A 22,854-nucleotide genomic window follows, 5' to 3' on the forward strand; every position below is an offset into this window, starting at 1 on the left:
TCTTCCACGGCGAGTGGATCAGTCCCAGCTGAGACCTCCACGACGCCACTCGTATGCGTAGGCGACGGAAACGTTGACGATGAACAGGGCCATCGCGGCGAGACCGAACACACCCAGTGCCTCGAAGTGCACAGCCCACGGGTACAGGAACACGATCTCGATGTCGAAGATGATGAAAAGCATTGCGGTGAGGTAGAACTTGACCGGAAAGCGACCGCCGCCGATGTGCTGCGGGGTGGGCTCGACGCCACATTCGTACGCGTCGAGCTTGGCGCGGTTGTATCGCTTCGGTCCCACTTCCGATGCCACGAGGACCGAGAACAGCGCGAAGGCGACCGCGATCGCGCCGAGAACGAGGACCGGCACATATGCGTTCATGCCACTCGAACTCCTGCCCGTGTCGTGGGTTCCGACCGGAACCGCCCTACGCCTCGAGGTGATCTGTGCCACACAGTAGGACTTTTTCGTCGCGATGGGTCCGGTTTGGTGACTCGGGCTCACAATCGTCGCGAATCGGTTATCCCCCGGCGTTAGAGATCGGAGATCCGGCGGGGCCTCAGGCAGGGTCGCGGAGCAGTCCCACCACGGCGCGGCCGAGTTCGAGTGGGTCGATCGGGTGCGACACCGACGCGTCGGCACGCGACCAGGTGGCCAACCACGCGTCGTCGGGGCGGCCGGTGAGCACGAGAAGTGGTGGACACGGGTCGATCTCGTCGCGCAGTTGCTTCGCGAGGCCCATACCGCCGACGGGAGCGCTCTCGCCGTCGAGGATCACCAGATCGACACCGCCGCGATCCAGGTGCTCGATCACGACGGGCGCCGTCGCCACGTCGAGATACTCGATCTCGGGCAGGTCGGGGTGCGGGCTAGGGCCCAGCGCCTGGTGGACGAGCGCCCGCGTGGACGCGTGGCTGCTGTAGATCAGCACCGACAATGTTGCGTCCGCCACGGGTGGGACGTTACCCAGTGCGCTTCGCGCCCGTGCGCCTTTTGCGTATGCCTGGATGCGCAAGAGGCGCACAGGCGCGGAGCGCATCTACGACCGGTACAGCGACTCCTCGTATGCCGGCCCGTAGTACGCCCGCAGTTCCTCGAGCGATTCCGGCGAGTCGGGGATCAGCGTCTTGGAGATCTCTGCGACCGTCGGCAGCACCGACGGATTCCAGGTGTCCGGCTCCCACAGCCGTGACCGCAGGAACGCCTTGGCGCAGTGATGGAAGACCTGCTCGATGTCGACGACGAGCGCGAGGATCGGGCGGTGTCCCTTGACCACGAGGTCGTCGAAGAACGGCGCGTCGGAGATCAACCGCGCGCGGCCGTTGATGCGCAGCGTGTCCCCGCGTCCGGGAACCAGGAAGTCGAGACCCACGAACGGGTTGCTCAGCACGTTGCGGTACCCGTCCATCCGCTTGTTGCCGGGCCGTTCCGCCAGCGCGATGGTGGCGTCGTCGAGGACGTGCACCAGCGAGCCGGGCGGGTCTCCCTTCGGCGAGACGTCGCACCGTCCGGTCTCGTCGGCGGTGGCCACCAGGCAGAACGGCGAGGCCGCGAGGAAGTCGCGGTCGAGCGGATGCAGCCGGGGGCGATCCTTGTGGGCGGCGCGGAAGCTCGGCGTGCCGAACATCGCCGTCAGCGTCTCGCCGTCGGTCACCTGTGTCCACGTCACGACGCGTCACCCACCGGGAGTGCCGGGAGATTCTGCTCGATCTGCTCCCGCGTCGGCTCGAGCCACGGCGGCAGCTTCAACGAGCGCCCGAGTTCGAGCAGTGGCTCGTCGACGTCGAATCCCGGCGCCTCGGTCGCGATCTCGAACAGCACGCCGCCCGGCTCCCGGAAGTAGATCGACTGGAAGTACTGCCGGTCCAGGATCTCGGTGACGTGCGCTCCGCTGTCGACCAGCTCGGTGCGCCAGGCGGTGAGGGTCTCGTGGTCGGGCGCACGGAAGGCGACGTGGTGAACGGTGCCGCCTGCCTGCAGACCACGGTCGCTGCGGTCGGTGACGACGTCGACCAGCGCGCCCGCGCCGCCCGCGGCCATGGCGAACCGCGCGCTCGCGGCACCGTCCGCGGCGACGGTCATGCTCATCCGGTCGGTGAGCAGCTCGGCTGTCGCGTCGAGTGTCGTCTCGGTGAGGGTGACCGAGTGCAGTCCGCGCACCGCGTGTTCGGTGGGCACCGATGCCACGCCGTCCCAGCCGGAGCGGGTGTCCCCGTCGGAGGCGATCAGGTCGAGGACCATGCCGTCGTGGTCGTACAGGCGCAGGACCTCGTCGTCGCCGCGGGTCACCGGCGCCTCGACGCGCACGTTCAGCTCCCGGAGCCGGTCGTGCCAGAAGGACAGCGACGAGCCCGGAACGCTGAACGCCGTCGACGTCACGAGACCGGTTCCCTGTCGTCCGCGCTCGACGTCCTTCCACGGGAAGAAGGTGATGAGCGACGACGGGCTACCGTGCTCGTCCCCGTAATACAGGTGGTAGGTGCCGGGGTCGTCGAAGTTGACGGTCTGCTTCACCAACCGCAGGCCGAGCACGCGCGTGTAGAACTCCACGTTCCGGCCGGGGTCCGACGCGATGGCGGTGACGTGGTGAAGACCGAGAGGGGCGAGTGTCGTCATGGGACCATCGTCCTACGTGTGCGCCGATATCTCCGTGAAAGGGATGCAGTGACCGATACGAACGATGCCTGGCCGGAACTCGTCGTGGACTCGTGGCAGGACACCCGCGACACCGTGCACATGTGGACGCAGATCGTCGGCAAGGTGCGCATGGCTCTGGCGCCACCGCTCAACCACTGGTGGGGCGTGACGTCCTACGTCGATGCGTCCGGACTCACCACCTCGCTCATGCCGTACCGCGGCGGCGGAGTCGAGATCCGCTTCGACTTCCTCCGACACCGGCTGACCATCGAGACCACGTGGGGCGACGCACGCGAGATGGAGTTGCGGCCGCGCACGGTCGCGGACTTCCACGACGAGTTCTTCGCCCACCTCGAGGCGCTCGGGGTCCACGTCTCGATCATGGGCTCCCCCGTCGAGGTCGACCCGTCGATTCCGTTCGCCGAGGACACCGTGCATGCCAGCTACGACGCCGAAGCGATGACGCGATACTGGCGCTCGCTGGTGTCGGCTCATCGGGTGTTCTCCGCGTTCCGCGGCGGGTTCCGCGGGAAGTCCAGTCCGTCCCACTTCTTCTGGGGGGCCTTCGACCTGGCTGTGACCCGGTTCTCGGGTCGCCCCGCGGCGCAGCATCCGGGCGGGGTGCCCAACTGCCCCGACTGGGTGATGCACGAGGCCTACAACGAGGAGGTGTCGAGCGCCGGGTACTGGCCCGGCGGGGCGTCGGAGGGCATCTTCTACTCGTACGCCTACCCGCAACCCGACGGCTTCGACACCGCGGTCGTCGAGCCGGCGCAGGCGTACTTCGATCGCGATCTCGGCGAGTTCGTGCTCCCCTACTCGGCGGTGCGTGAGGCCGAGGACGGCGATGCCCTGCTGCGGGAGTTCCTCGAGAGCACTGCACGCATCGCCGCGGACCTCGCGGAGTGGCCCGACGGTCAGGGCAGGATCGAGTCCACGTAGCCGCCGTCGACGCGCAGTGCGCCGCCCGTGGTGGCCGACGCGAGAGGTGAACTGAGGTAGACCACCATGTTGGCGATCTCCTCGGGCTCGATGAGTCGCTGGATCAGGCTCTGCGGGCGGTACTTCACCATGAACTCGTGCTGCGCCTCGTCCCACGGCAACTCGTCGCCCACCAGATCGCGGACGAAGGTCTCGACACCTCCCGTGTGTGTCGGTCCGGCGATGACGGAGTTGACGGTCACGCCCGAGCCGGCCGCCTCCTTCGCGAAGCCGCGCGACACCGCGAGCAGCGCGGTCTTGGACATGCCGTAATGGATCATCTCGGCCGGAATCACGACGGCCGAGTCGCTGGCGATCGACAGGACCCGTCCCCAGCCCCGGTCCTTCATACCCGGAAGGTAGGCGCGGATCAGACGCACGGCGGCGAGGACGTTGACCTCGAAATAGCGGCGCCACTCGTCGTCGTCGATCTCCAGAGCCGGTGTGGCGCCGAAGATTCCGAGATTGTTCACCAGGACGTCGACATCGGGGTGTGCCTGCACCAGGGCGCGTGTGCCGTCCTCCGTGCTGACGTCCGCCGGGGCCGCGACGACCGTCGCGTCGGGTACCTCCGCGGTGAGACGGTCGAGTGCCGCACCGACGGACGCGTCGGACCGGCCGTTGATCAGCACGGTCGCTCCCGCTCGGGCGAGGCCGACGGCGATGGCGTAGCCGATGCCCTGCGTGGAACCCGTGACGAGGGCTGTCCGGCCGCTCAGATCGATCTGCATGTGTCCTCCTGGTGTCAGGTACGGGTCAGCAGCATCGGCAGGTGGTCTATTCCTGCCTCCAGATAGTTCGGCCCGGTGCGCACGAAGCCGAGGCGCACGTACCACTCCTCCAGGTAGGCCTGGGCGGAGATCGCGACGTCGGTGCCCGCGAACTCGATCGCCGCCCGCACCAGGTCGGCGGCCAGCCCGCGTCCGCGTGCCGCCGACGCCGTGGCGACGCGGCCGATGTGGGCCGGCACCTCGTCCTGCAACACCCGCAGTGTCGCGAGCACGTCGCCGTTCGGCTCCTCCGACCAGAACAAGGTGGTCGTGGGTTCGAGATCGCGCCCGTCGATCTCCTGCTCGCCGACGATGCCCTGCTCGTGAATGAACACCTCGGTGCGCAACTGCAGGACGCGGTACAGCGCAACGGGATCGACGTCTCGAACGGTGGCGTGATGGATGCTGGTCACCGCACCACTATCCCAGGGCCGCGAACCCCACCGGATCCGAGAGCAGGGTCGCGACGGTGGACAGGAACTTGGAGCCCTGTTCGCCGTCGACGAGCCGGTGGTCGAACGACAGACTGAGGGTCGTGACGTGTCGCAGCGCGATCTCCCCGCGGTACTCCCACGGCTGACGCCGGACGGCCCCGAAGCACAGGATGGCGGCCTCGCCGGGCGTGAGGATCGGGGTGCCCGAATCGATGCCGAACACGCCGATGTTGGTGATCGTGATGGTCCCGTCGGCGAGCTCCGCCGGACCGGTCTTCCCCTCCTTGGCGACGGCGGTGAGCGCGGACAGTGACGAGCACAGGTCGCGGAATCCGAGGGTCTGCGCGTTCTTGATGTTGGGAACCATCAGCCCGCGCGGTGTCGCCGCGGCGATACCGAGGTTCACGTACTTCTTGGTGACGATCTCGTTCGCCGCCTCGTCCCACGACGAGTTGAGGCTCGGGTGCTCCCGGACGGCGATGAGCAGGGCCTTCGCGACGAGAGCGAGCGGCGTCACGCGGACGCCGGCCAGCAGTGGGCTCGCCTTCAGCTCGTCGAGCAACTCCATCATCGGTGTGACGTCGACGGTGACGAACTCGGTGACGTGCGGCGCGGTGAACGCGCTGCGCACCATGGCCTCGGCGGTGTGCTTGCGGACGCCTTTGATCGGCGTGCGCTCCTCGTCCGCGTGCGGCGCGGAGGAGACGGCCAGGTCGTCGCGGGTCACGTTGCCGTGCGGTCCCGTCGGGGCCACGGTCGCGAGGTCGATACCGCGCTCACGCGCTTCCTTGCGTACCGGCGGCGCGGCCAGGGGCCGACGACTCGATGTCTCCTCCGCGACGCCGTAGCCGACGAGGACGGGCGTCCGCGTCGGCGCGGCCCCGACCGTCTCGGACTCCGCCTTCTCGACCGACGGCTCGGGACGCGCGTCGGCTGCCGCCTCGTCGGCGGTGTCGGGCGAGGCCTGACCGGTCGTCGCCGGACCCGCCACCTCGATGTCGAGGAACGGTGCGCCCACGTCGATGGTGGTGCCCTCCTCGGCGTGCCGCGCCACGACCACGCCGGCATAGGGAGACGGCAGTTCGACGGACGCCTTCGCGGTCTCGACCTCGGCGATGGTCTGGTTGAGCGTGATGGTGTCGCCGACGTCGACCGACCAGGTGAGCAGCTCGGCGTCGGCGAGCCCCTCGCCGAGGTCCGGCAGCAGGAATGTCTTGACCGTGGACATGGCGGATGCTCCTCGTGAGTGCACTCGTGAACGCTGTGTGTCAGGTCACACAATCACCACGCCGCACAGTGCGCAAGAGACAGCCGACCGAGTGAGCACGATGACCAACGGCGGCGGTCGAGCGAGGCAGTCGGTCGTGCACCGTGCGTCAGCGCAGTGCGGCCACGATCTCGCGCGCGGTGTTCTCGTGACTTTCCGCCGTGGGGTGCAGCGGCACCACCGCGTCCGGAGACGTCGGCACCGCGCCGACCATCCAGCTGTCGGCCGCACACACGTCGTGGTCACGGGTGGTCGGCGCGAGGTCGACGAACGTGTCGTCGTGCGCGGCGGCGGCGCGACTCATCACCGAGTTGAGCTGATCGATGCGGGCCTGTAGGTAGGTCGCGTCCGCGGGCCGCACGGGCTGCGAGTCGAGGCAGCCACCGGGCCGGATGCCGGTGGGATACCCGACCATCACCACCTGCGCGGCCGGCGCCCGGCGGGCGATCTCGTCGAGGATCGTGTCGTACGTCGCGGCGAAGGCGTCGATACGGTCGCTGTAGGTGTCCGGACGATCGGAGCACGACGGCGTCAGAGGAGCCGGGAGCACGCTGATACAGCCCGCCGCGAGCTGAACCAACTGGATGTCGTTGCCGCCGATTCCCAGGGTGACGAGCGTGGTGTCCGGACCGAGCGCGTCGAACTGCGGTGCGGCGACTCCGCCGCCGAGCCCGGTCTGCGGTCCCGCGAGGTTCTCGCTCTCCGCGGCGCCGCACGTCACGTCGCGCACCGTGTCGATGCCGAGTTCGCGAGCGACGAGCGTGGGGTAGTTCACCGCGGACCGGCCGCAGATCCCGGACGGTGTCTGCGGTGCGATTCCGCTGCCGGCGGAGAACGAATCTCCCAGCGCGACATACGCACCGGGTGCCGGCGCGGCGGACGCGGGAGCGGCGGACAGAGTGCTCGCGGCGGCGGCAGCCGCCACTGCGACGACGAGTCGGCGTGTCGACATGCGCGCAGTCCTAGTCGGCGTCGTTCGATGCTTCCGACTCCGCGACGTCGGGTGCGTTCTCCCGCGTCGCCATACCGCCGGCGCCGCCCTGATCGGCGGGTCCGGGTCGACCGCCCTTGGGCTCGTCGGTGGAGTCGTTCGTCGTCGTCTTCTCGGCCATGGACTCAGCGTAAACGGCCGTGGCGCCGTCGGACGTCGAAAGGTCGGGACCGGGTGCGCGCATCCCTACCGCCGCCAGTTCGAGCGCCGCGAGCGAGCGGACCACGGCGGGGTCGCCCGCGCGCCAGGCGCCGGCGGGATCGGGATGGATGTGCGTCAGTTCCGTCAGCGGTCGCCGCGCGAGAGCACGCAGCGCGAAGAGGTCGAGGTCGGCGCCGGACCGGAGAAGCGCCGCCGCGGCGGTGGCCTGCCGGGCGAAGCGGATCCGCCGCGGCAGCCACAGGAGCAGCAGCGCGACGATGGGGAGCAGGGCGACGGTGACACCGAGGAACGACGCCAGCGCCTCGACCGCCGCGACCTGCGCCTCACCTGCGCCGCGTAGTGCGGCGCCGGCGTCCCCGGCCCGGTCGAACGGTGTGCGGACGTCGTCACCGATGAGTGGGACGGCGGACACCCGTTCGCCCGCGGACCGGAGGTTGTTCTCCAGTCCGCTTCCGGCGTCGGCGATCTCGCGTCCGGGCGCCGCCAACGCCATCACCGCGTCGTGCAGCGCCAGGCCCACCCGGATCCAGACCACGGTCCACACCGCGACCACCACGTCGGCGACCACCTGGCGGGTCCGGCGGGCGGGCAGCTCCGAGTAGAGGGTCATCACACGGATTCCGACCAGACGCCTGTCGCGAGGAAGTGGTCGATGCAGGCGCGGTGTGCGTCGAGGTTCATGCCGTGGCTCGACACCCAGGCGTCGTCGTAGTAGGTGCCCTCGTAGCGCTCTCCCCCGTCGCACAGCAGCGTGACGATGCTCCCCTGCTCTCCGCGAGCCTTCATGTCCGCTGCCAACCGGAACGCGCCGACGAGGTTGGTCCCGGTCGATCCACCGGCGTGCAGGCCCGTCACCTGGTCGAGCATGCGGACGGCCGCCACCGAGGCGGCGTCGGGGATCTGCACCATGTGCTCGATGACGGCGGGGACGAACGACGGCTCGACGCGGGGCCGACCGATTCCCTCGATGCGCGATCCGGTGCCGACGGCGTCGCGGGTGTCGTCGCGCCACGCCTCGAAGAACGCGGATCCCTCGGGGTCGACGACGCACACCCGGGTGGGCACGCGCCGGTAGCGGCAGTACCGGCCGATGGTCGCGCTGGTGCCACCGGTGCCGGCGCCGACCACCACCCAGGTGGGGACGGGGAACCGTTCGAGGGCCATCTGATCGAAGATGGAGGCGGCGATGCTGTTGTTGCCACGCCAGTCGGTGACCACCGACGCATTGGTGAACTGGTCGAGATACAGCCAGTCCTTCTGCGCACCCAGTTCCTCCGCGACGTCGTACACGGCACCCGAGTGCTCGACGAGGCGACAGATGCCGCCGTAGCGCTCGATCAGCGCGATCTTCGTCGGGCTGGTGGTGGCCGGCATGACCGCGACGAACTCGAGGCCGATGAGCCGGGCGAAGTACGCCTCCGACACGGCGGTCGACCCGGACGACGCCTCGACGAGCGTGGTGCGGGGCCCGATGTCCCCGTTGGCCAGGCCGAAGAGGAAGAGCGACCGTGCGAGCCGATGCTTGAGCGATCCGGTGGGGTGGACCGACTCGTCCTTGAGGTAGAGATCGATGCCCCACTCGGCCGGCAGTGGGAAGGGATGCAGATGAGTGTCCGCGCTGCGGTTCGCGTCGGCCTCGACGATGCGCAGCGCGTTCTCCACCCAGGAACGGTCCTCGATTCTCATGACGGTCATTCTGTCCGACGCGCGGCCCCGCTCGGTGGTTGACTGCGGTGGTCAGGGGGAACTCGACCTGTCGAGCCCCCACCTTCACGAGAGGCACCTGTGACGATCGCATACATCAATGCCATCTCGACCGCCGTTCCCGAGCACGACGTCCACGACGACTTCGTCGCCTACGCCGACAGCACGTTCACGCTGCGACGTAAGCAATTGCTGTTCCGCCGCATGGCGGATCGCGCGCAGATCTCGCACCGGTGGTCCGCGTTCCCGTCCATCGCCAGTTTCTACGGCGACGATCCCAACGCCGTCGACACGCAGGCGCGGATGCAGGAGTTCGAGCGCACCGCTCCCGGACTCGCCGTTCGTGCCGTCGACGGGCTCGGCCTCGGCGAAACGGCAGGGGACATCACCCATCTCATCGTCCTTACATGTACCGGGTTCTACACTCCGGGAATCGATTTCGAGATCATGAAGCAGTGCGGCGTGCCCACCACGGCAGAGCGCACCCAGGTCGGCTTCATGGGCTGCTTCGCCGGCATCAACGGTCTCAAGCTCGCCCACCACATCGTGCGCTCCGAGCCCGCCGCGAAGGTGCTCGTGGTCAGCGTCGAACTGTGCTCGCTGCACATGCAGCAGACCGACGATCTCGAGACGATGCTGTCGTTCCTGGTGTTCGGCGACGGCGCCGCGGCCGTGCTGGTCACTGCCGAGTCCACCGGTCTGGCCATGGACTCCTTCCAGGCCCTCATGATCGAGGACTCCCGCGACCTCATCACCTGGCGCATCGGCGGCATGGGGTTCGACATGGTGCTCTCCGGCAAGGTGCCGGGCTCGTTGTCACGCGCGTTGGACGAGACCACGATGAAGACGGTGCTCTCGGGGGCGGAGACTTCGTCGATCGACCTGTGGGCCGTGCATCCCGGTGGTCGCTCGATCCTCGACGCGGTGGAGGGCGCGCTGCACCTCGACGCAGACGCTCTGACGTCGTCGCGCCGCGTGCTCGAGAACTACGGCAACATGTCGTCGGCCACCGTGCTGTTCGTGCTCGCGGACATGCTCGAGCGGGGTGACACCGGGTCGGGATGCGCGATGGCGTTCGGCCCCGGACTCACCGCCGAGACCATGCTGTTCCACGCAGCCTGATCACCCCAGCCGTTCGATGGACCCAGCCGTTCCGTCAATCCAGCAGGCGCGTGGCTTCCTCGCGTAGTTCGATCTTGCGGATCTTGCCGGTCACGGTCATGGGGAAGGCATCCATGACGCGCAGGTAGCGCGGGATCTTGTATCGCGCGATGCGGCCGTCGCAGTAGCTCCGGAGATCGTCGACGGTCATGGCCGCCGCGCCCTCACGCAGACGGACGCAGGCCATCAGTTCCTCGCCGTACTTGTCGTCGGGCACACCGATGACCTGGGCGTCCAGGATGTCGGGGTGGGAGTACAGGAACTCCTCGATCTCACGGGGGTAGATGTTCTCGCCGCCGCGGATCACCATGTCCTTGATGCGCCCGGTGATGGCGACGTAGCCGTCGTCGTCCATGGTGCCGATGTCGCCCGTGTGCATCCAGTGCTCGGAATCGAGTGCCTCGGCGGTCTTCTCGGGGTCGTCCCAGTAACCGAGCATCACGGAGTACCCCCGTGTGCACAGTTCACCGGGCTCTCCGCGGGGAACCGTCTCCCCGGTGACGGGGTCGACGATCTTCACCTCGAGATGCGGTCCGACTCGTCCGACCGTGGACACGCGCTGCTCGATCGTGTCGTCGGAGCGGGTCTGCAGTGACACCGGGGAGGTCTCGGTCATCCCGTAACAGATGGAGACCTCCGCCATTCCCATGACGTCGATGACCTGCTTCATCACCTCGGTGGGACAGGGTGATCCGGCCATGATGCCCGTGCGCAGCGACCGAAGATCGTGCTCCGCCAGGTCGGGAACGGCCAGTTCCGCGATGAACATGGTGGGAACTCCGTAGAGCGAGGTGCACCGCTCGGCGGAGACCGCGGCCAGTGTCGCTGCCGGATCGAACGACGGTCCCGGGATCACCATGGTCGAACCGTGCGAGGTGCAGGCGAGGTTTCCCATCACCATCCCGAAGCAGTGATAGAACGGCACGGGAATGCAGACACTGTCCGCCTCGGTGTAATGGCAGAGCTCGCCGACGAAGTAGCCGTTGTTCAGTATGTTGCGGTGGCTCAGCGTCGCGCCCTTGGGGAATCCCGTGGTGCCGGAGGTGTACTGGATGTTGATGGCGTCGTCGGGACCGAGTTCGGCAGTGCGCCGGTCGAGTTCGTCCACATCGACGGACTCACCGTCGGTGACGAGGTCGCTCCAGTCGTCGGTGCCGATGTACACGACGTGGGCCAGATCGGTGCACTCGCCGCGCACGGCGTCGATCATCGAGGCGTAGTCCGAGGTGCCGTGCGCCCGGACCGCCACCAGCATGGTGGCGCCGGACTGGTCGAGCACGTACTGCAGCTCGTGCGCACGGTAGGCAGGGTTGATGGTCACCAGCACCGCGCCGATCTTCGCGGTGGCGTACTGGACGATGGTCCACTCCGGGCAGTTCGGTGCCCAGATCCCCACGCGATCCCCGCGACGGATTCCGCGCGCGAGCAGGCCGCGGGCGAGATCGTCGACGTCGGATCGCAACTCGTCGTACGTCCACCGGCGACCGGACGCGACGTCCACGAGAGCGTCCGACGAGCCCACCCGCGCGGCGGTGCGATCGAAGTTCCGTCCGATCGTCTCGTCGAGCAGCGGCGTGTCGGTCGGGCCGGACGAGTAGGAAGTCTGCGGTGACAAAGTCGCTCCTCGAGGCTCGGGTACCTCCGCGACGGTAATCCATGGGACGGCCGCCCGTCTGCGGTTTCCCCGATTTCGGTTAATCATGATTCATCGAAGTGGCGGTGGTTTCGTTCGGCGTTCACCGGGGGTCCCTATGCTTCGTCGATGCCGCTGCAACGACGACTGAGCACGCGCGACGCCGTCGTCATCGGCGTGGGGTCGATGGTCGGCGCCGGGGTGTTCTCCGCCTTCGGCCCGGCCGCGGCGGCCGCGGGTGGCGGGCTGCTGGTCGGGCTCGCCGTCGCCGCCGTCGTGGCGTTCTGCAACGCGACGTCGACTGCCCAGCTCGCCGCGGTGCACCCCACGTCCGGCGGCGCCTACGCCTACGGGCGAGCGCGACTCGGTGACCGGTGGGGCTTCCTGGCGGGCTGGAGCTTCGTGGTCGGCAAGACCGCGAGTTGTGCCGCCATGGCCCTGACGTTCGGCGCGTACGCGTGGCCCGAGCACGCACGGGCGCTCGCCGTGATCGCGGTGGTGGCGCTGGCGGCGGTCAACTGCCTGGGCATCACCCGCACCGCGTCGGTCACGCGCGTGCTCGTGGCGGTGGTGCTCGTCGTGCTCGTCGCGGCACTGATCGTCGGTGCGACCGGCTCGTCCACCGTGACGGGCGCCGGGTTCTCGGCGACCTCGGGTCCGGTGGGCGTTCTGCAGTCCGCGGGCATCCTGTTCTTCGCCTTCGCCGGGTACGCGCGCATCGCGACGCTCGGAGAGGAGGTGCGGGACCCGGCGCGCACCATCCCGCGCGCCGTGGTCGGCGCCCTCGCGTGCGCGATCGTGATCTACGCGGCCGTCGCAGTGATGCTGCTGCACGTTCTCGGGGCGGACGCACTCGCGCGCTCGACGGCTCCGGTGGCCGCGGCAATGGACGCGGTCGGGGCACACTGGGCGGGCCCGGTGGTGCGCGTCGGGGCATCGGCCGCGGCTCTCGGAGCCCTGCTGGGACTGATCGCGGGAATCGGCCGCACCACGATGGCGATGGCGCGGGAAGGGGACATGCCGCGATACCTCGCGCACGTCGACGAGCGCCGTTCGGTTCCGCGCGCCGCGGAGATCACCGTGGCCGCCGTGGTGGTGGTCGTGGTTCTCACGCTCGACGTGCGGAACGCGATCGGATTCTCGTCGTTCGGAGTTCTCGTCTATTACGCCGTGGCCAATGCCGCGGCATTCACGCAGACCGGTTCCGATCGCCGGTGGCCGCGGGCACTGCAGATGCTCGGGCTCTGCGGCTGCGTCCTGCTGGCGGTCACACTGCCCGCGGCGGCGGTGGTGGTCGGAATCGGGGTTCTGTCGGCAGGGTCGGCCGGACGGTGGATGCTGCAGCGCCGGCGCGCACTGCGGTCATGACATCACTACTGCCCTGACGTCACTGGGCAGAGTTGTACGCCTCTTCGACCTCGGCCGGAATACGTCCGCGGCTCGAGACCGTGTACCCGTTCTGATTCGCCCACTCGCGAATGGCTCTGGTCTGCAGAGGATCTCGCGGAGACGAGCCGACCTGCGTCGCCGTTCCGGTCGCCTTCTTCGCCGTGGCCTTCTTGCCACGTGACGACACCTTCGTGGCGTGCTCGGCCCAGTAATCGAGTTGCTTGCGGAACTCCTTGGCATTCTTCACACCGAGGTCGATCTCGTACTCCACACCGTCGACCGAGAAACCGATGGTCTCCCCTTTACCCGATTTGATGGGTGCGCCGTCGATATCGTCGACCAATTCCACGAAGACCTGTTTCGCCATGACGCTGTGGTTCCTTTCGATGATGAGTTCCCCGACCGAACCGGACATGGATTCATCGAGCCGTCGTCGACTCGTGGGTCCGACCACCATCGCGGTTCTTCCGCCAGAGTTTATCCATCTCGAAGCCCGATTAGCGAGTCACCGCCAATTCCGGTTCGATGTCGTGTACTCGTGCCGGTCCTTCGATACCGCACGGTTCGGTCGTTCGAGGTCACGCGGCTCGGGAAATATTCTCCGCCGGGCGGGCGTTCGCACCTGAGAAGTCTTCTTTTTCTCGAAAGGGTGAACGCACGTGGCCGTACCACTGTCCGTACTCGATCTCGCACAGGTCGGCGAGGGTGAAACTCCTCGAAGCAGTTTCGATGCCAGTGTCGCGTTGGCCCGCCTCGCGGAGGAGAGCGGATATCGGCGAGTCTGGTACGCGGAGCACCACAACATGCCCTCCATCGCGTCCTCGGCGACGTCGGTCCTCATCGCACACGTGGCCGCGCACACCTCGTCCATTCGCCTCGGATCGGGTGGAGTGATGTTGCCTAACCATTCTCCGCTGACCATTGCCGAGCAATTCGGAACGCTGGCCACACTCCATCCGGACCGTATCGATCTCGGTCTCGGCAGAGCGCCGGGTTCCGATCAGACCACCATGCGTGCTCTGCGCCGTGACCCGTCGTCGGCCGATTCCTTTCCGCAGGACGTTCTCGAACTCCAGGGCTACCTGTCGGGTTCGAGTCGGGTTCCGGGAGTGCAGGCAGTGCCGGGCGCGGGAACCGATGTGCCGCTCTACATTCTGGGATCCTCGCTCTTCGGTGCTCAGCTCGCAGCACATCTCGGCCTTCCGTATGCCAACGCGTCGCACTTCTCTCCCGACTCGCTCGAGGAGGCCGTGGCCGTCTATCGGGACACGTTCCAGCCGTCCGCACAGCTCGCCGAGCCCTACGTCATCGCCGCCGTCAACGCGACGGTCGCACCGACGTCCGCTCGCGCGCACGAGCTGTTCACGGCCGGTCTGCGGCGCCGGGTGGTGCAGATGGTGGGACGCGGCCGTTCCTTCTCCGAGGAGGAGGTCGACATGATCATGGACTCGCCCGCTGGCCGACAGATTCAGGGAATGGTGAAGTACTCGGCCGTCGGAACGCCGGCGGAGGCGTCGGACTACATCGATCGTTTCGCCGCGCACGCCCGGGCCGACGAGGTCATCGTCGCCAGCGGTATCGACGACACCGACGAGCGACTGCTCTCCTACCGCCTGCTCGCCGAGCAGCACCTGCACGCCACCGCGGCCTGACGCCGCACGACCGACGCCGCCCGCGCGATGACTTTTCCGCCCGGGCGGTGTCGGTAGTGGTGAGTGGCCCTGACGCCGGGGCCGACGACACCACACCAGGAGACACCATGTCCGGCATGATCTTCGTCAACACCTTCGTCCAGGACGTCGCCGCGAGCCGCGCGTTCTTCACGTCGCTGGGATTCTCTTTCAACGACACCTTCAGCGACGAGAACACCGCGTGCCTGATCGTCAACGAGCAGGCCGTCGTGATGCTGCTGAACGTCCCGCGCTTCAAGGATTTCATCCGCGACGACGTCGCGGACCTCTCCACCTCGCGCGAGATGCTGTTGGCAGTGTCGGCCGACAGCAAGGAGGCCGTCGACGCCATGGCCGACGCGGCGCTCGCCGCGGGCGGCAGTGACTGGATGGATCCGCAGGACCACGGCTTCATGTACGGGCGGTCGTTCCGCGACCTCGACGGTCACGTGTGGGAAGTGACCTGGATGGACCCGGCCGTCGCCTCGGGCGAGGCCACGCCTCCCGACATGTGAGCCGCGGCAGGTGACCCGGGCTCAGCCCGGGTACACCGGTGGCAGTCCGAACCGATCGAACAGCGTGAGATCGAAGAAGCACGCCACATGCGCGACGCGGGCGTCGATGATCTCGAGGACGTGCAGCTGGAACGGGCGGTGCACCCCGTCCTCTCCGAGCATGTAGAGGCCGAAGGCCGGCTGCCCGTTGGCGGTGGTCGCCATCATCCGCATCGACTCGGGGCCGGTCGCGGGACACTTCGTCGAGATGAGGGCGCCGATGTCGGCCGGGCCGCGGTACCACCCGGTGAACGGCGGCATCTCCCAGACCGCCTCTGCGGCGAAGAGTTTCACGATGCCGTCGATGTCGTACGTCTCGAATCCCTCGACGTAGCGTCGCAACAACTCTCGAGTCTCCGGTGACTCCGGCTCGGACACGGAGTTCTCGTCGGGCATGATCGCCTCGATCTGGCCGCGCGCACGTTGCAGCAGGCTGTTGACTGCAGCAGTGGAGGTGCCGAGCAGTTCGGCCACCTCGGACGCCCTCCACTGCAACACCTCTCGGAGTACGAGGACGGCTCGCTGCCGGGCGGACAGATGCTGCAACGCGGCCACGAACGCGAGCCGCACCGATTCACGCGAGCCGATCAGCGATGCCGGGTCGTCGTCCACCGGATCGCCGAACGGCGGCGCCGGCTCGAGCCACGCGATCTCGTGGCGCTCGACCAGCTCGTCCGACGGATCGGACGACGGCGTACCCAGCCCCGACGGCATCGGTCGGCGCTTGCGGCCCTCGAGCGAGGTGAGGCAGGTGTTCGTGGCGATGCGGTAGAGCCACGTGCGCAGCGACGAGTCGCCCTTGAAGTTCGCGTACCCCTTCCACCCTCGGACCAGGGTGTCCTGCACCAGATCCTCCGCGTCATGGATGGATCCGGTCATGCGGTAACAGTGCGCGAGGAGCTCGCGGCGGTACGGTTCCGCGAGAGTCATGAAGTCGTTGCCGAGCTCCTGCGTCGCAGTCATGCGAGGAGGATAGTCCTCGCAGGGACGACTCGCCGAGGAAAATTTCGGGGCTTCGTGATGAGTTTCCGTGGCGTACGCGGTCGACAGTCACATGACCACACACCTCACCCGCGCCACCACCACCGCACCGTCCCGCGGAGCCGTTCGAGCAGGATGGATCGTCAGCGCGCTGGTGGTCGTCTTCATGCTGTTCGACGCCGTGATCCATCTGCTGAACCTGGACGTCGTGAAGGACGCGTCCGCCGAACTCGGACTCCCCGTCGACATGGCCCCGAAGATCGGCGTCGTCTGCCTCGTGATCGTGACCCTGTACGTGATTCCGCGGACCGCGCCGCTGGGTGCCGTCCTGTTGACCGGCTACCTCGGTGGAGCGGTGATCACGAACTGGCGCACCGACCAGCCACTCGTCAGCACGGTGTTCTTCGCGATCTACGTCGGCATCGCCGCGTGGCTCGGACTCTGGCTGCGTGACGGCCGAGTCCGAGCCTTGCTCGCAGGCTGAGTCACACCACCGAGGACCGGAAGGATCGGAGCCGCAGGCTGTTGGTGACGACGAAGACCGACGACAGCGCCATCGCGGCACCGGCCAGCATGGGGTTGAGCAGTCCGGCGGCCGCGAGCGGGATCGCCGCGACGTTGTAGGCGAAGGCCCAGAAGAGATTGACCTTGATGGTGCGGAGGGTTGCGCGCGAGAGGCGCACCGCGTCGACCGCGACGCGCAGATCTCCCCGCACCAGCGTGAGGTCGCCGGCCTCGATCGCGACGTCGGTGCCCGTGCCCATCGAGAGTCCGAGGTCCGACGTAGCCAGTGCCGCAGCATCGTTGACGCCGTCACCGACCATGGCGACGACCTTGCCCGACGCCTGCAGCTCGCGGATCGCGTCCACCTTCTGCTCCGGCAGCACACCGGCGATGACGGTGTCGATACCGACCGTGGCGGCCACCGTGCGGGCTGCGGACTCGTTGTCACCGGTGAGCATGATCGGGTCGAGACCCAGTGCGCGGAGCTCCGAGACCGCCTGCGCGGACGTCTCCTTCACGGTGTCGGAGACCGCGATGACGGCGCGGGCCTCGTCGTCCCACCCGACGACCACCGCGGTGGCCCCGGTGGCCTCGGCGTCCTCGAAGGCCGTCTGCAGAGCGCTGGGCAGTGCGCCGCCCACCAGGCCGGGGCGTCCGACGACCACGCGGTGGCCGTCGACCGTCGCGGTGACACCGCGTCCCGCCGTGGTGGTGAAGTCGGTGGCGGCGACGGGCTCTCCGTGCGCGGTCCGGTACGCGTCGACGATCGCGCGGGCGACCGGGTGCTCGGAACCGGACTCCGCCGCCGCGGCGAACCGCAGCGCGTCGTCGCGAGCGTCTCCCACGACGGACTGCACGCTCATGACACCGCTGGTGATGGTGCCCGTCTTGTCCAGCACGATGGTGTTCACGCGGCGGGTGCGCTCGAGCACCTCGGGTCCCTTGATGAGGACGCCGAGTTGGGCGCCGCGTCCGGTGCCCACCATCAGGGCTGTCGGAGTGGCCAGGCCCAGCGCGCACGGGCACGCGATGATGAGGACCGCGACGGATGCGGTGAACGCGGCGGACCAGCTGCCGCTGACGAGGACCCAGCCCAGCAGGGTGGCCAGGGCGAGACCGATCACGACGGGGACGAAGACGCCCGAGATGCGGTCGGCCAGGCGCTGCGCCTCGGCCTTGCCGTTCTGCGCGTCCTCCACGATGCGGGCCATGCGCGCGAGCTGCGTGTCCGCGCCCACGCGGTCGGCGACGACGGTGAGCGCGCCACCCACGTTGACGGTCCCGCCCGTGACCGTGGCGCCCGGACCGACCTCCACGGGGATGGACTCACCGGAGATCATCGAGGCGTCGACGGCGGACGTGCCGCTCTCGACGGTGCCGTCGGCGGCGATCTTCTCGCCCGGTCGGACGACGATGCGGTCTCCGACCACGAGCTCGTCGGCGGGCACGCTGACCTCACTGCCGTTGCGCAGCACGGTCGCGTTCCTGGAGCCGACCTCGAGCAACGCACGCAGAGCGGCGCCTGCGCTGCGCTTGGACCGCGCTTCCAGATACCGACCGGCGAGCAGGAACGTCGTGACGCCGGCCGCCGCCTCGAGATAGATGTTCGCGCTGCCGTCGCCACGCGAGACGGTGAACTCGAAGGCGTGGCGCATGCCGGGCATGCCCGCGTGGCCGAAGAAGAGCGCGTACAGCGACCAGCCGAAGGCGGCCAGAGTGCCCACCGACACGAGCGTGTCCATGGTGGTCGCGCCGTGCCGCGCGGTGGTGACGGCGGCGCGGTGGAACGGCAGCCCGCCCCACACGACGACGGGCGCGGCGAGGGTGAGCGAGAGCCACTGCCAGTTGTCGAACTGCAGCGGCGGGATCATCGCCATCGCGATGACGGGAACGGACAGCAGCGTCGACACGAGCAGACGCGTGCGCAGGGGATCGGACTCGGCTGCGGCGGCATCGGACTCGGCTGCGGGAGGGCCGGCCGGTCGGTGCGGTTCGTGCACGGTCGCTGTGTAGCCGGCCTTCTCGACGGTGCCGATGAGGTCCCCGGTCTCGACGGTCGCGTCCGTGGCGATGCTCGCCTTTCCGGTGGCGTAGTTGACCGTCGCGGTCACACCGTCGAGGCGGTTGAGCTTCTTCTCGATGCGGTTGGCGCACGACGCACAGGTCATGCCGCCGATGTCGAGCTGGATGTTCGCGGCCTTCTCCCCGGTGGTCACGGCTGAGCCAGCTCGTACCCGGCCTCGTCCACCGCGGTTGCGAGGGCAGCGTCGTCGACAGGTGTGTCGGACTCGACATCGACGCGTCCGGACTCGAGGTCGACGTGGACCGAGGTGACTCCCTGCAGGGCGCTCACCTCCTCCGTCACCGCTGCGACGCAGTGCTGGCAGGTCATTCCGACGACGGTGACAGTCTTCGTGGTCATGAGAACTACCATACCCCCCTACGGTATGCCGTCAACCCCGTGTCGCCCGGCGTTCGGCGGCTCGACACCTCCTGTGGTTAGGGTGGACGAGCCCGGTACACACAGGGTGACCGAGCTCCGATCCGGGAGCACTGGGAAGCGAGAACTCATGGAGCCAGTCGAGCAGACCTGGCGCACCGCCGAGCATCCACGGCCGGACCATTTCCTCCTGCACATCAGTGACACGCACCTGGTCGGCGCCGGCGAGTTGTACGACGCGGTCGACAGCGAGGCGCGTCTTCGCCAGATCTTCGCGGAGCTCGAGGCGACGGGTGCCCGGCCGGAGGCTCTGGTGTTCACGGGTGATCTCGCGGACAAGGGCGAGCCCGACGCGTACGACTCGTTGCGCGCACTGGTCGATCCGGTCGCCGCAGCCCTGGGGTCCGAGGTGATCTGGGCGATGGGCAACCACGACGACCGAGCGGCGTTCCGTCGCGGCCTGCTCGACGAGCGCGGATCGACCGAGCCCGTGGACAGGGTCTACGACATCGGTGGGCTGCGAGTCATCACGTTGGACTCGACCGTCCCGGGCCACCACTACGGCCAGATCTCCGCGGAACAGTTGCGGTGGCTCGCAGCAGAACTGGCGATGCCGGCGCCGGACGGCACAGTGCTCGCGCTGCACCATCCACCGGTTCCCTGCGTGCAAGATCTCGCGGTGTTGGTGGAACTCCGCGACCAGGACTCGCTCGCGGAGGTGCTCGCGGGCAGCGACGTGCGGGCGATCCTCGCGGGCCACCTGCACTACTCCACGTCCGCGACCTTCGCCGGAATCCCGGTGTCGGTGGCGTCGGCCACCTGCTATACCCAGGACCTCAACGTCCCGGTGGGTGCGCAACGCGGGCGCGACGGGGCGCAGGCCTACAACCTGGTGCATCTGTACCAGGACACGGTGGTCCACTCGGTGGTGCCCATCGGGACGGGCGACACCGTCGGCACCTACGTGTCGGCCGACGAGGCCGCCCAGCGCCTGCACGATGCCGGCGTCGTCATCGCCGACGCTCCCCAGAAGGCGATCAGCCGGCAGTCGTAGCTGTGGCGATCAGCCGGCAGTCGTAGCTGTGGCGATCAGCCGGCAGTCGTAGCTGTGGCGATCAGCCGGCAGTCGTAGCTGTGGCGATCAGCCGACCGGTGTGACGGCGTGTTCCCAGGGCGCCGGCACCGGGAAGTAGGTGCTCAGGAACGTCGTCACCGCCGCTGCGCGCTCGTCGGCGTCGATCTCGGGGAAGCTGCCGTCGTTGAGGCAGAAGAAGTCCATCGACCGCTTCGCGAGCAGGCGGTCCATGTCCCGCAGTCCACTGCGCATCGTCGTGTCGACGTACTTGACCGAGGCCTGCGTCTGCACCACGGCGCGGCCGGTGAGCAGGGCGTAGTAGTGGTACAGCGAGTTGGTCACCGAGATGTTGGAGCTCGCGCGGAACCGACTGGCGGCCGTGGCCGCGAACTCGTCGGGGAACTCCTTCTCGAGCTCGAACATCACACTGCGCCGGAGCGGCACGGGAGCGTGCTCGAGGTGGCGCGTGGTGATGCGACCGAATCGGTCGTGGAGCAGGCGACGGTTGACCCGCGCGGCGTTCTCGAATCCGCTGCGCTGCTCGTCGTTGGCGCCCAGTCCGATCCGGGTTCCCGCCTCGACGAACATGCTGATGCCGCCGGGTGAGAAGAACATCTGGGGACCGACCGGGCGGCCGAAGAACATGTCGTCGTTCGAGTACAGGAAGTGCTCGGCGAGACCGTCGATGTGGTGGAGCTGGCATTCCACGGCCTGCGAGTTGTAGGTGGGCAGCACGGAGGTGTCGGTGAAGAACTCCTCGCTGCGCACGAACGTGACGTCGGGATGATCGTCGAGCCACCCCGGCTTCGGTGAGTCGGTGACGACGAAGATGCGCCGAATCCACGGCGCGTACAGGTGTACCGAGCGCAGGGCGTACTTGAGTTCGTCGATCTGGCGGAAGCGGGCCTCGTGATCGTCGCCCTCGCCCACGACGACCTCACGCAGCATCGCCGCGCGTTCCGCCTGCCACTCCACGTCGGTGCCGTCGACCCAGGAGAAGATCAGGTCGATGTCGAAGTCGATGTCCGACGCGTGGTCGGCGAACATGTTCTCGATGGTCGGCCAGTGTCGGCCAAAGCGCTCGACCGTGCCACGCACCGCCTCGTCCTGACGGATGGTGCGTCGGGTCAGCGAGTTCTCGACGGGGAGAACGATCGTGTCGTCCGAGAACTCCCACAGTTCGATCTGGATGCCCTTGCCGGATCCGTAGAAGAGCCCGCTCGGGCGGTGCGCACGAGGGCGGAACAACCGGAAGATCCGCGCCTGCGTGGCCGACGCCAGGAGTCCGTCCGCGATGAGCAGGGCCGGGGATCCCTTGACGTCCATCGGCTTGGAGTAGAACGGCTCGTCCGCGCAGGCCGCGACCAGGGCGTCGCGCAACGTCGGCCTGTCGTGCCTGTCGATGGCGATGACGGGCCGCTCGTCGTTGCCGCGGACGAGCAGGTACTCGATCGCGGTCGCGTCCAGCACATCGCGGACGAACAGGAGGTCCTCCACCATCGCCTCGTGGGGCGTCGTGGTGGTGATGGACAGTGCGAACTTGTCCTTGACCCACACGATGTCGGAGCGCTCGGTCAACCGATGTCGGGACGCCGCGGACGCGACGCGCGCCCGTTCGATCTCGCCGCTGTCGGGCGGGACGAGGTAGACATCGGGCGTCTCGACGTTCTGCAGGGCTGGCGGCTGTGTGATGGTGGACCTTCCCGACGTGCTGGTGGGCGAGCCTGTACGGCGCTGTGACCTGCTCATTCTAAGTGATGCCGAGGGTGGGTCCGGACCACGGGAGTCATCGGCCGCGAAGCTGGCCGAGTGCGTCCTGCACGTGCGTCAGGTGTCGGCTCATCGCCTCGGACGCGGCCTCGCCGGACCCCGAGTCGATGGCGTCGACGATGCTCTCGTGCTCGACGTTGGACCGGTGCCGACGGTCGGGCAGCAGGTTCACCATCTCGGACTGCTGCGACAGGGCCTCGCGGATCTCGGTGATGACGGCGGCGAAGACGTCGTTGCCGCTCGCGGTCGCGATGAGCAGATGGAACTCCGCGTCGAGACGGACCCACTCCTTGGGATCGTTCTCGGCGATCATCCGATTCAACAGGCTGCGGATCGCGTCCATCTGCTCCGGCGTCCGCCGTTCGGCAGCGAGTGCGGCGGCGGGAATCTCGATGTGCGGGCGGGCCTCGCGCAGGGACTCGACGGAATGGTTGCCGAAGACTCTGTCGGTCTCGACGGTCTTCGCCAGGACGAACGTTCCCTTGCCGGTGTGCGTCTCCGTAAGTCCGAGCGCCGTGGTCGAGCGCAGTGCCTCGCGGACCACCGACCGGCTCACGCCGAAGCGCGTCGCGAGAGCGGCCTCGGACGGGAGCTTGGTGCCGACCTCGAGTTCGCCGCTCTCGATCGCCGAACGCAGCTCGCGCAGGACGGCCTCGGCCGCCCCCACGCGCGTCACCGTGGCCTGTTTGCTGGCCCAACTGTCCGACAGGGTCATGGCGTCACTGTGAACGAGG

24 protein-coding genes are annotated in these 22,854 nt (G+C 68.2%); 7 read left to right on the plus strand and 17 right to left on the minus strand.

Going from position 1 to position 22,854, the window contains the following annotated elements; translation table 11 throughout:
* Window positions 1-18 precede the first annotated feature (18 nt).
* The 4 genes from BR07_RS0114350 to BR07_RS0114370 form a co-directional block, all read right to left on the minus strand.
* A complete protein-coding gene (locus BR07_RS0114350; RefSeq protein WP_027506038.1) occupies window positions 19-378 on the minus strand; it encodes an NADH-quinone oxidoreductase subunit A in 360 nt (119 codons plus the stop codon).
* A 178-nt stretch (window positions 379-556) separates the two neighbouring features.
* Window positions 557-949, minus strand: a complete 393-nt coding sequence (locus tag BR07_RS0114360) for an Rv3143 family two-component system response regulator (RefSeq protein WP_027506039.1) — start codon at window positions 947-949, stop codon at window positions 557-559.
* Between the two features lie 87 nt (window positions 950-1,036).
* Window positions 1,037-1,666, minus strand: coding sequence for an MSMEG_1061 family FMN-dependent PPOX-type flavoprotein (locus BR07_RS0114365; RefSeq protein WP_027506040.1), 630 nt, complete (start codon window positions 1,664-1,666; stop codon window positions 1,037-1,039).
* Window positions 1,663-2,613 carry a ring-cleaving dioxygenase gene (locus tag BR07_RS0114370; protein ID WP_027506041.1) on the minus strand — a complete coding sequence of 317 codons (951 nt, stop codon included), beginning with the start codon at window positions 2,611-2,613 and terminating at the stop codon, window positions 1,663-1,665. Before BR07_RS0114370 ends, BR07_RS0114365 begins: the two co-directional genes overlap by 4 nt.
* A 48-nt stretch (window positions 2,614-2,661) precedes the next feature.
* Here BR07_RS0114370 and BR07_RS0114375 point away from each other — a divergent pair, with 48 nt between their 5' ends.
* Window positions 2,662-3,576, plus strand: coding sequence for a DUF5996 family protein (locus tag BR07_RS0114375; protein WP_027506042.1), 915 nt, complete (start codon window positions 2,662-2,664; stop codon window positions 3,574-3,576).
* Here BR07_RS0114375 and BR07_RS0114380 read toward each other — a convergent pair.
* From BR07_RS0114380 to BR07_RS0114405, 6 genes are all read right to left on the minus strand, one after another.
* Entirely contained in the window at window positions 3,552-4,346 is a 795-nt protein-coding gene (locus BR07_RS0114380) for an SDR family NAD(P)-dependent oxidoreductase (protein WP_027506043.1), read from the minus strand. The two genes, BR07_RS0114375 and BR07_RS0114380, sit on opposite strands and share 25 nt — an antisense overlap.
* A gap of 14 nt (window positions 4,347-4,360) precedes the next feature.
* A complete protein-coding gene (locus tag BR07_RS0114385; protein WP_027506044.1) occupies window positions 4,361-4,798 on the minus strand; it encodes a GNAT family N-acetyltransferase in 438 nt (145 codons plus the stop codon).
* Window positions 4,799-4,805: 7 nt separating this feature from the next.
* Window positions 4,806-6,047 (minus strand): dihydrolipoamide acetyltransferase family protein, encoded by a 1,242-nt coding sequence (locus BR07_RS0114390; protein ID WP_027506045.1) that lies wholly within the window; start codon window positions 6,045-6,047, stop codon window positions 4,806-4,808.
* A 148-nt stretch (window positions 6,048-6,195) separates the two neighbouring features.
* The gene (locus BR07_RS24685) at window positions 6,196-7,038 is read right to left on the minus strand and encodes an SGNH/GDSL hydrolase family protein (protein WP_037185966.1); all 843 of its coding nucleotides are present in this window, start codon (window positions 7,036-7,038) and stop codon (window positions 6,196-6,198) included.
* 10 nt (window positions 7,039-7,048) lie between these two features.
* Complete coding sequence (locus tag BR07_RS24690; protein ID WP_197027811.1) at window positions 7,049-7,849, minus strand: hypothetical protein; 801 nt, start codon at window positions 7,847-7,849, stop codon at window positions 7,049-7,051.
* Window positions 7,849-8,934 (minus strand): PLP-dependent cysteine synthase family protein, encoded by a 1,086-nt coding sequence (locus tag BR07_RS0114405; protein WP_027506046.1) that lies wholly within the window; start codon window positions 8,932-8,934, stop codon window positions 7,849-7,851. Before BR07_RS0114405 ends, BR07_RS24690 begins: the two co-directional genes overlap by 1 nt.
* A 90-nt stretch (window positions 8,935-9,024) precedes the next feature.
* Between BR07_RS0114405 and BR07_RS0114410 the strand changes: the two genes are divergently transcribed.
* Window positions 9,025-10,065 carry a type III polyketide synthase gene (locus BR07_RS0114410; protein ID WP_027506047.1) on the plus strand — a complete coding sequence of 347 codons (1,041 nt, stop codon included), beginning with the start codon at window positions 9,025-9,027 and terminating at the stop codon, window positions 10,063-10,065.
* Between the two features lie 34 nt (window positions 10,066-10,099).
* Here BR07_RS0114410 and BR07_RS0114415 read toward each other — a convergent pair whose 3' ends face one another.
* A complete protein-coding gene (locus BR07_RS0114415; RefSeq protein WP_027506048.1) occupies window positions 10,100-11,719 on the minus strand; it encodes an AMP-binding protein in 1,620 nt (539 codons plus the stop codon).
* Window positions 11,720-11,866: 147 nt separating this feature from the next.
* Here BR07_RS0114415 and BR07_RS0114420 point away from each other — a divergent pair, with 147 nt between their 5' ends.
* Window positions 11,867-13,105, plus strand: coding sequence for an APC family permease (locus tag BR07_RS0114420; protein WP_027506049.1), 1,239 nt, complete (start codon window positions 11,867-11,869; stop codon window positions 13,103-13,105).
* 19 nt (window positions 13,106-13,124) lie between these two features.
* Here the strand turns inward: BR07_RS0114420 and BR07_RS0114425 are convergent, their stop codons facing one another.
* Entirely contained in the window at window positions 13,125-13,493 is a 369-nt protein-coding gene (locus BR07_RS0114425; RefSeq protein WP_027506050.1) for a histone-like nucleoid-structuring protein Lsr2, read from the minus strand.
* A gap of 292 nt (window positions 13,494-13,785) precedes the next feature.
* Between BR07_RS0114425 and BR07_RS0114430 the strand changes: the two genes are divergently transcribed.
* Together BR07_RS0114430 and BR07_RS0114435 are read left to right on the plus strand one after the other, a co-directional pair.
* Window positions 13,786-14,778, plus strand: a complete 993-nt coding sequence (locus tag BR07_RS0114430; RefSeq protein ID WP_027506051.1) for an LLM class flavin-dependent oxidoreductase — start codon at window positions 13,786-13,788, stop codon at window positions 14,776-14,778.
* Window positions 14,779-14,885: 107 nt separating this feature from the next.
* The gene (locus tag BR07_RS0114435; protein ID WP_027506052.1) at window positions 14,886-15,311 is read left to right on the plus strand and encodes a VOC family protein; all 426 of its coding nucleotides are present in this window, start codon (window positions 14,886-14,888) and stop codon (window positions 15,309-15,311) included.
* A 21-nt stretch (window positions 15,312-15,332) separates the two neighbouring features.
* Here BR07_RS0114435 and BR07_RS0114440 read toward each other — a convergent pair whose 3' ends face one another.
* On the minus strand, window positions 15,333-16,313 hold the full coding sequence (locus tag BR07_RS0114440) for a sigma-70 family RNA polymerase sigma factor (RefSeq protein ID WP_027506053.1): 981 nt from the start codon (window positions 16,311-16,313) through the stop codon (window positions 15,333-15,335).
* A gap of 91 nt (window positions 16,314-16,404) precedes the next feature.
* On the opposite strand from BR07_RS0114440, the gene BR07_RS0114445 reads away from it, so the two are divergent.
* Window positions 16,405-16,815: a DoxX family protein gene (locus BR07_RS0114445; protein WP_027506054.1), complete on the plus strand. Its 411-nt coding sequence runs from the start codon at window positions 16,405-16,407 to the stop codon at window positions 16,813-16,815.
* 1 nt (window position 16,816) lies between these two features.
* Here BR07_RS0114445 and BR07_RS0114450 read toward each other — a convergent pair whose 3' ends face one another.
* Both BR07_RS0114450 and BR07_RS0114455 read right to left on the minus strand, forming a co-directional pair.
* Window positions 16,817-19,051, minus strand: coding sequence for a heavy metal translocating P-type ATPase (locus BR07_RS0114450; RefSeq protein ID WP_027506055.1), 2,235 nt, complete (start codon window positions 19,049-19,051; stop codon window positions 16,817-16,819).
* Window positions 19,048-19,257 carry a heavy-metal-associated domain-containing protein gene (locus BR07_RS0114455; protein ID WP_027506056.1) on the minus strand — a complete coding sequence of 70 codons (210 nt, stop codon included), beginning with the start codon at window positions 19,255-19,257 and terminating at the stop codon, window positions 19,048-19,050. Before BR07_RS0114455 ends, BR07_RS0114450 begins: the two co-directional genes overlap by 4 nt.
* A 148-nt stretch (window positions 19,258-19,405) precedes the next feature.
* On the opposite strand from BR07_RS0114455, the gene BR07_RS0114460 reads away from it, so the two are divergent.
* Entirely contained in the window at window positions 19,406-20,329 is a 924-nt protein-coding gene (locus BR07_RS0114460) for a phosphodiesterase (RefSeq protein WP_027506057.1), read from the plus strand.
* Between the two features lie 87 nt (window positions 20,330-20,416).
* Here BR07_RS0114460 and BR07_RS0114465 read toward each other — a convergent pair whose 3' ends face one another.
* Both BR07_RS0114465 and BR07_RS0114470 read right to left on the minus strand, forming a co-directional pair.
* The gene (locus BR07_RS0114465) at window positions 20,417-21,850 is read right to left on the minus strand and encodes a stealth family protein (RefSeq protein WP_373425307.1); all 1,434 of its coding nucleotides are present in this window, start codon (window positions 21,848-21,850) and stop codon (window positions 20,417-20,419) included.
* Between the two features lie 286 nt (window positions 21,851-22,136).
* Entirely contained in the window at window positions 22,137-22,835 is a 699-nt protein-coding gene (locus BR07_RS0114470; protein WP_027506059.1) for a FadR/GntR family transcriptional regulator, read from the minus strand.
* Window positions 22,836-22,854: the final 19 nt, after the last annotated feature.

Origin of the sequence: Rhodococcus sp. UNC23MFCrub1.1, assembly GCF_000686025.1 — a bacterium.
Classification (GTDB): domain Bacteria; phylum Actinomycetota; class Actinomycetes; order Mycobacteriales; family Mycobacteriaceae; genus Rhodococcoides.

Excerpts from the sequence above, each read along its gene's own strand:
- BR07_RS0114425 (WP_027506050.1), bottom strand. The coding sequence starts at position 13,493 with ATGGCGAAACAGGTCTTCGTGGAATTGGTCGACGATATCGACGGCGCA.
- BR07_RS24690 (WP_197027811.1), bottom strand. The coding sequence starts at position 7,849 with ATGACCCTCTACTCGGAGCTGCCCGCCCGCCGGACCCGCCAGGTGGTC.
- BR07_RS0114465 (WP_373425307.1), bottom strand. The coding sequence starts at position 21,850 with ATGGTGGAGGACCTCCTGTTCGTCCGCGATGTGCTGGACGCGACCGCG.
- BR07_RS0114470 (WP_027506059.1), bottom strand. The coding sequence starts at position 22,835 with ATGACCCTGTCGGACAGTTGGGCCAGCAAACAGGCCACGGTGACGCGC.
- BR07_RS0114405 (WP_027506046.1), bottom strand. The coding sequence starts at position 8,934 with ATGACCGTCATGAGAATCGAGGACCGTTCCTGGGTGGAGAACGCGCTG.
- BR07_RS0114420 (WP_027506049.1), top strand. The coding sequence starts at position 11,867 with ATGCCGCTGCAACGACGACTGAGCACGCGCGACGCCGTCGTCATCGGC.
- BR07_RS0114350 (WP_027506038.1), bottom strand. The coding sequence starts at position 378 with ATGAACGCATATGTGCCGGTCCTCGTTCTCGGCGCGATCGCGGTCGCC.
- BR07_RS0114455 (WP_027506056.1), bottom strand. The coding sequence starts at position 19,257 with ATGACCACGAAGACTGTCACCGTCGTCGGAATGACCTGCCAGCACTGC.
- BR07_RS24685 (WP_037185966.1), bottom strand. The coding sequence starts at position 7,038 with ATGTCGACACGCCGACTCGTCGTCGCAGTGGCGGCTGCCGCCGCCGCG.
- BR07_RS0114380 (WP_027506043.1), bottom strand. The coding sequence starts at position 4,346 with ATGCAGATCGATCTGAGCGGCCGGACAGCCCTCGTCACGGGTTCCACG.
- BR07_RS0114440 (WP_027506053.1), bottom strand. The coding sequence starts at position 16,313 with ATGACTGCGACGCAGGAGCTCGGCAACGACTTCATGACTCTCGCGGAA.
- BR07_RS0114435 (WP_027506052.1), top strand. The coding sequence starts at position 14,886 with ATGTCCGGCATGATCTTCGTCAACACCTTCGTCCAGGACGTCGCCGCG.
- BR07_RS0114370 (WP_027506041.1), bottom strand. The coding sequence starts at position 2,613 with ATGACGACACTCGCCCCTCTCGGTCTTCACCACGTCACCGCCATCGCG.
- BR07_RS0114445 (WP_027506054.1), top strand. The coding sequence starts at position 16,405 with ATGACCACACACCTCACCCGCGCCACCACCACCGCACCGTCCCGCGGA.
- BR07_RS0114390 (WP_027506045.1), bottom strand. The coding sequence starts at position 6,047 with ATGTCCACGGTCAAGACATTCCTGCTGCCGGACCTCGGCGAGGGGCTC.
- BR07_RS0114460 (WP_027506057.1), top strand. The coding sequence starts at position 19,406 with ATGGAGCCAGTCGAGCAGACCTGGCGCACCGCCGAGCATCCACGGCCG.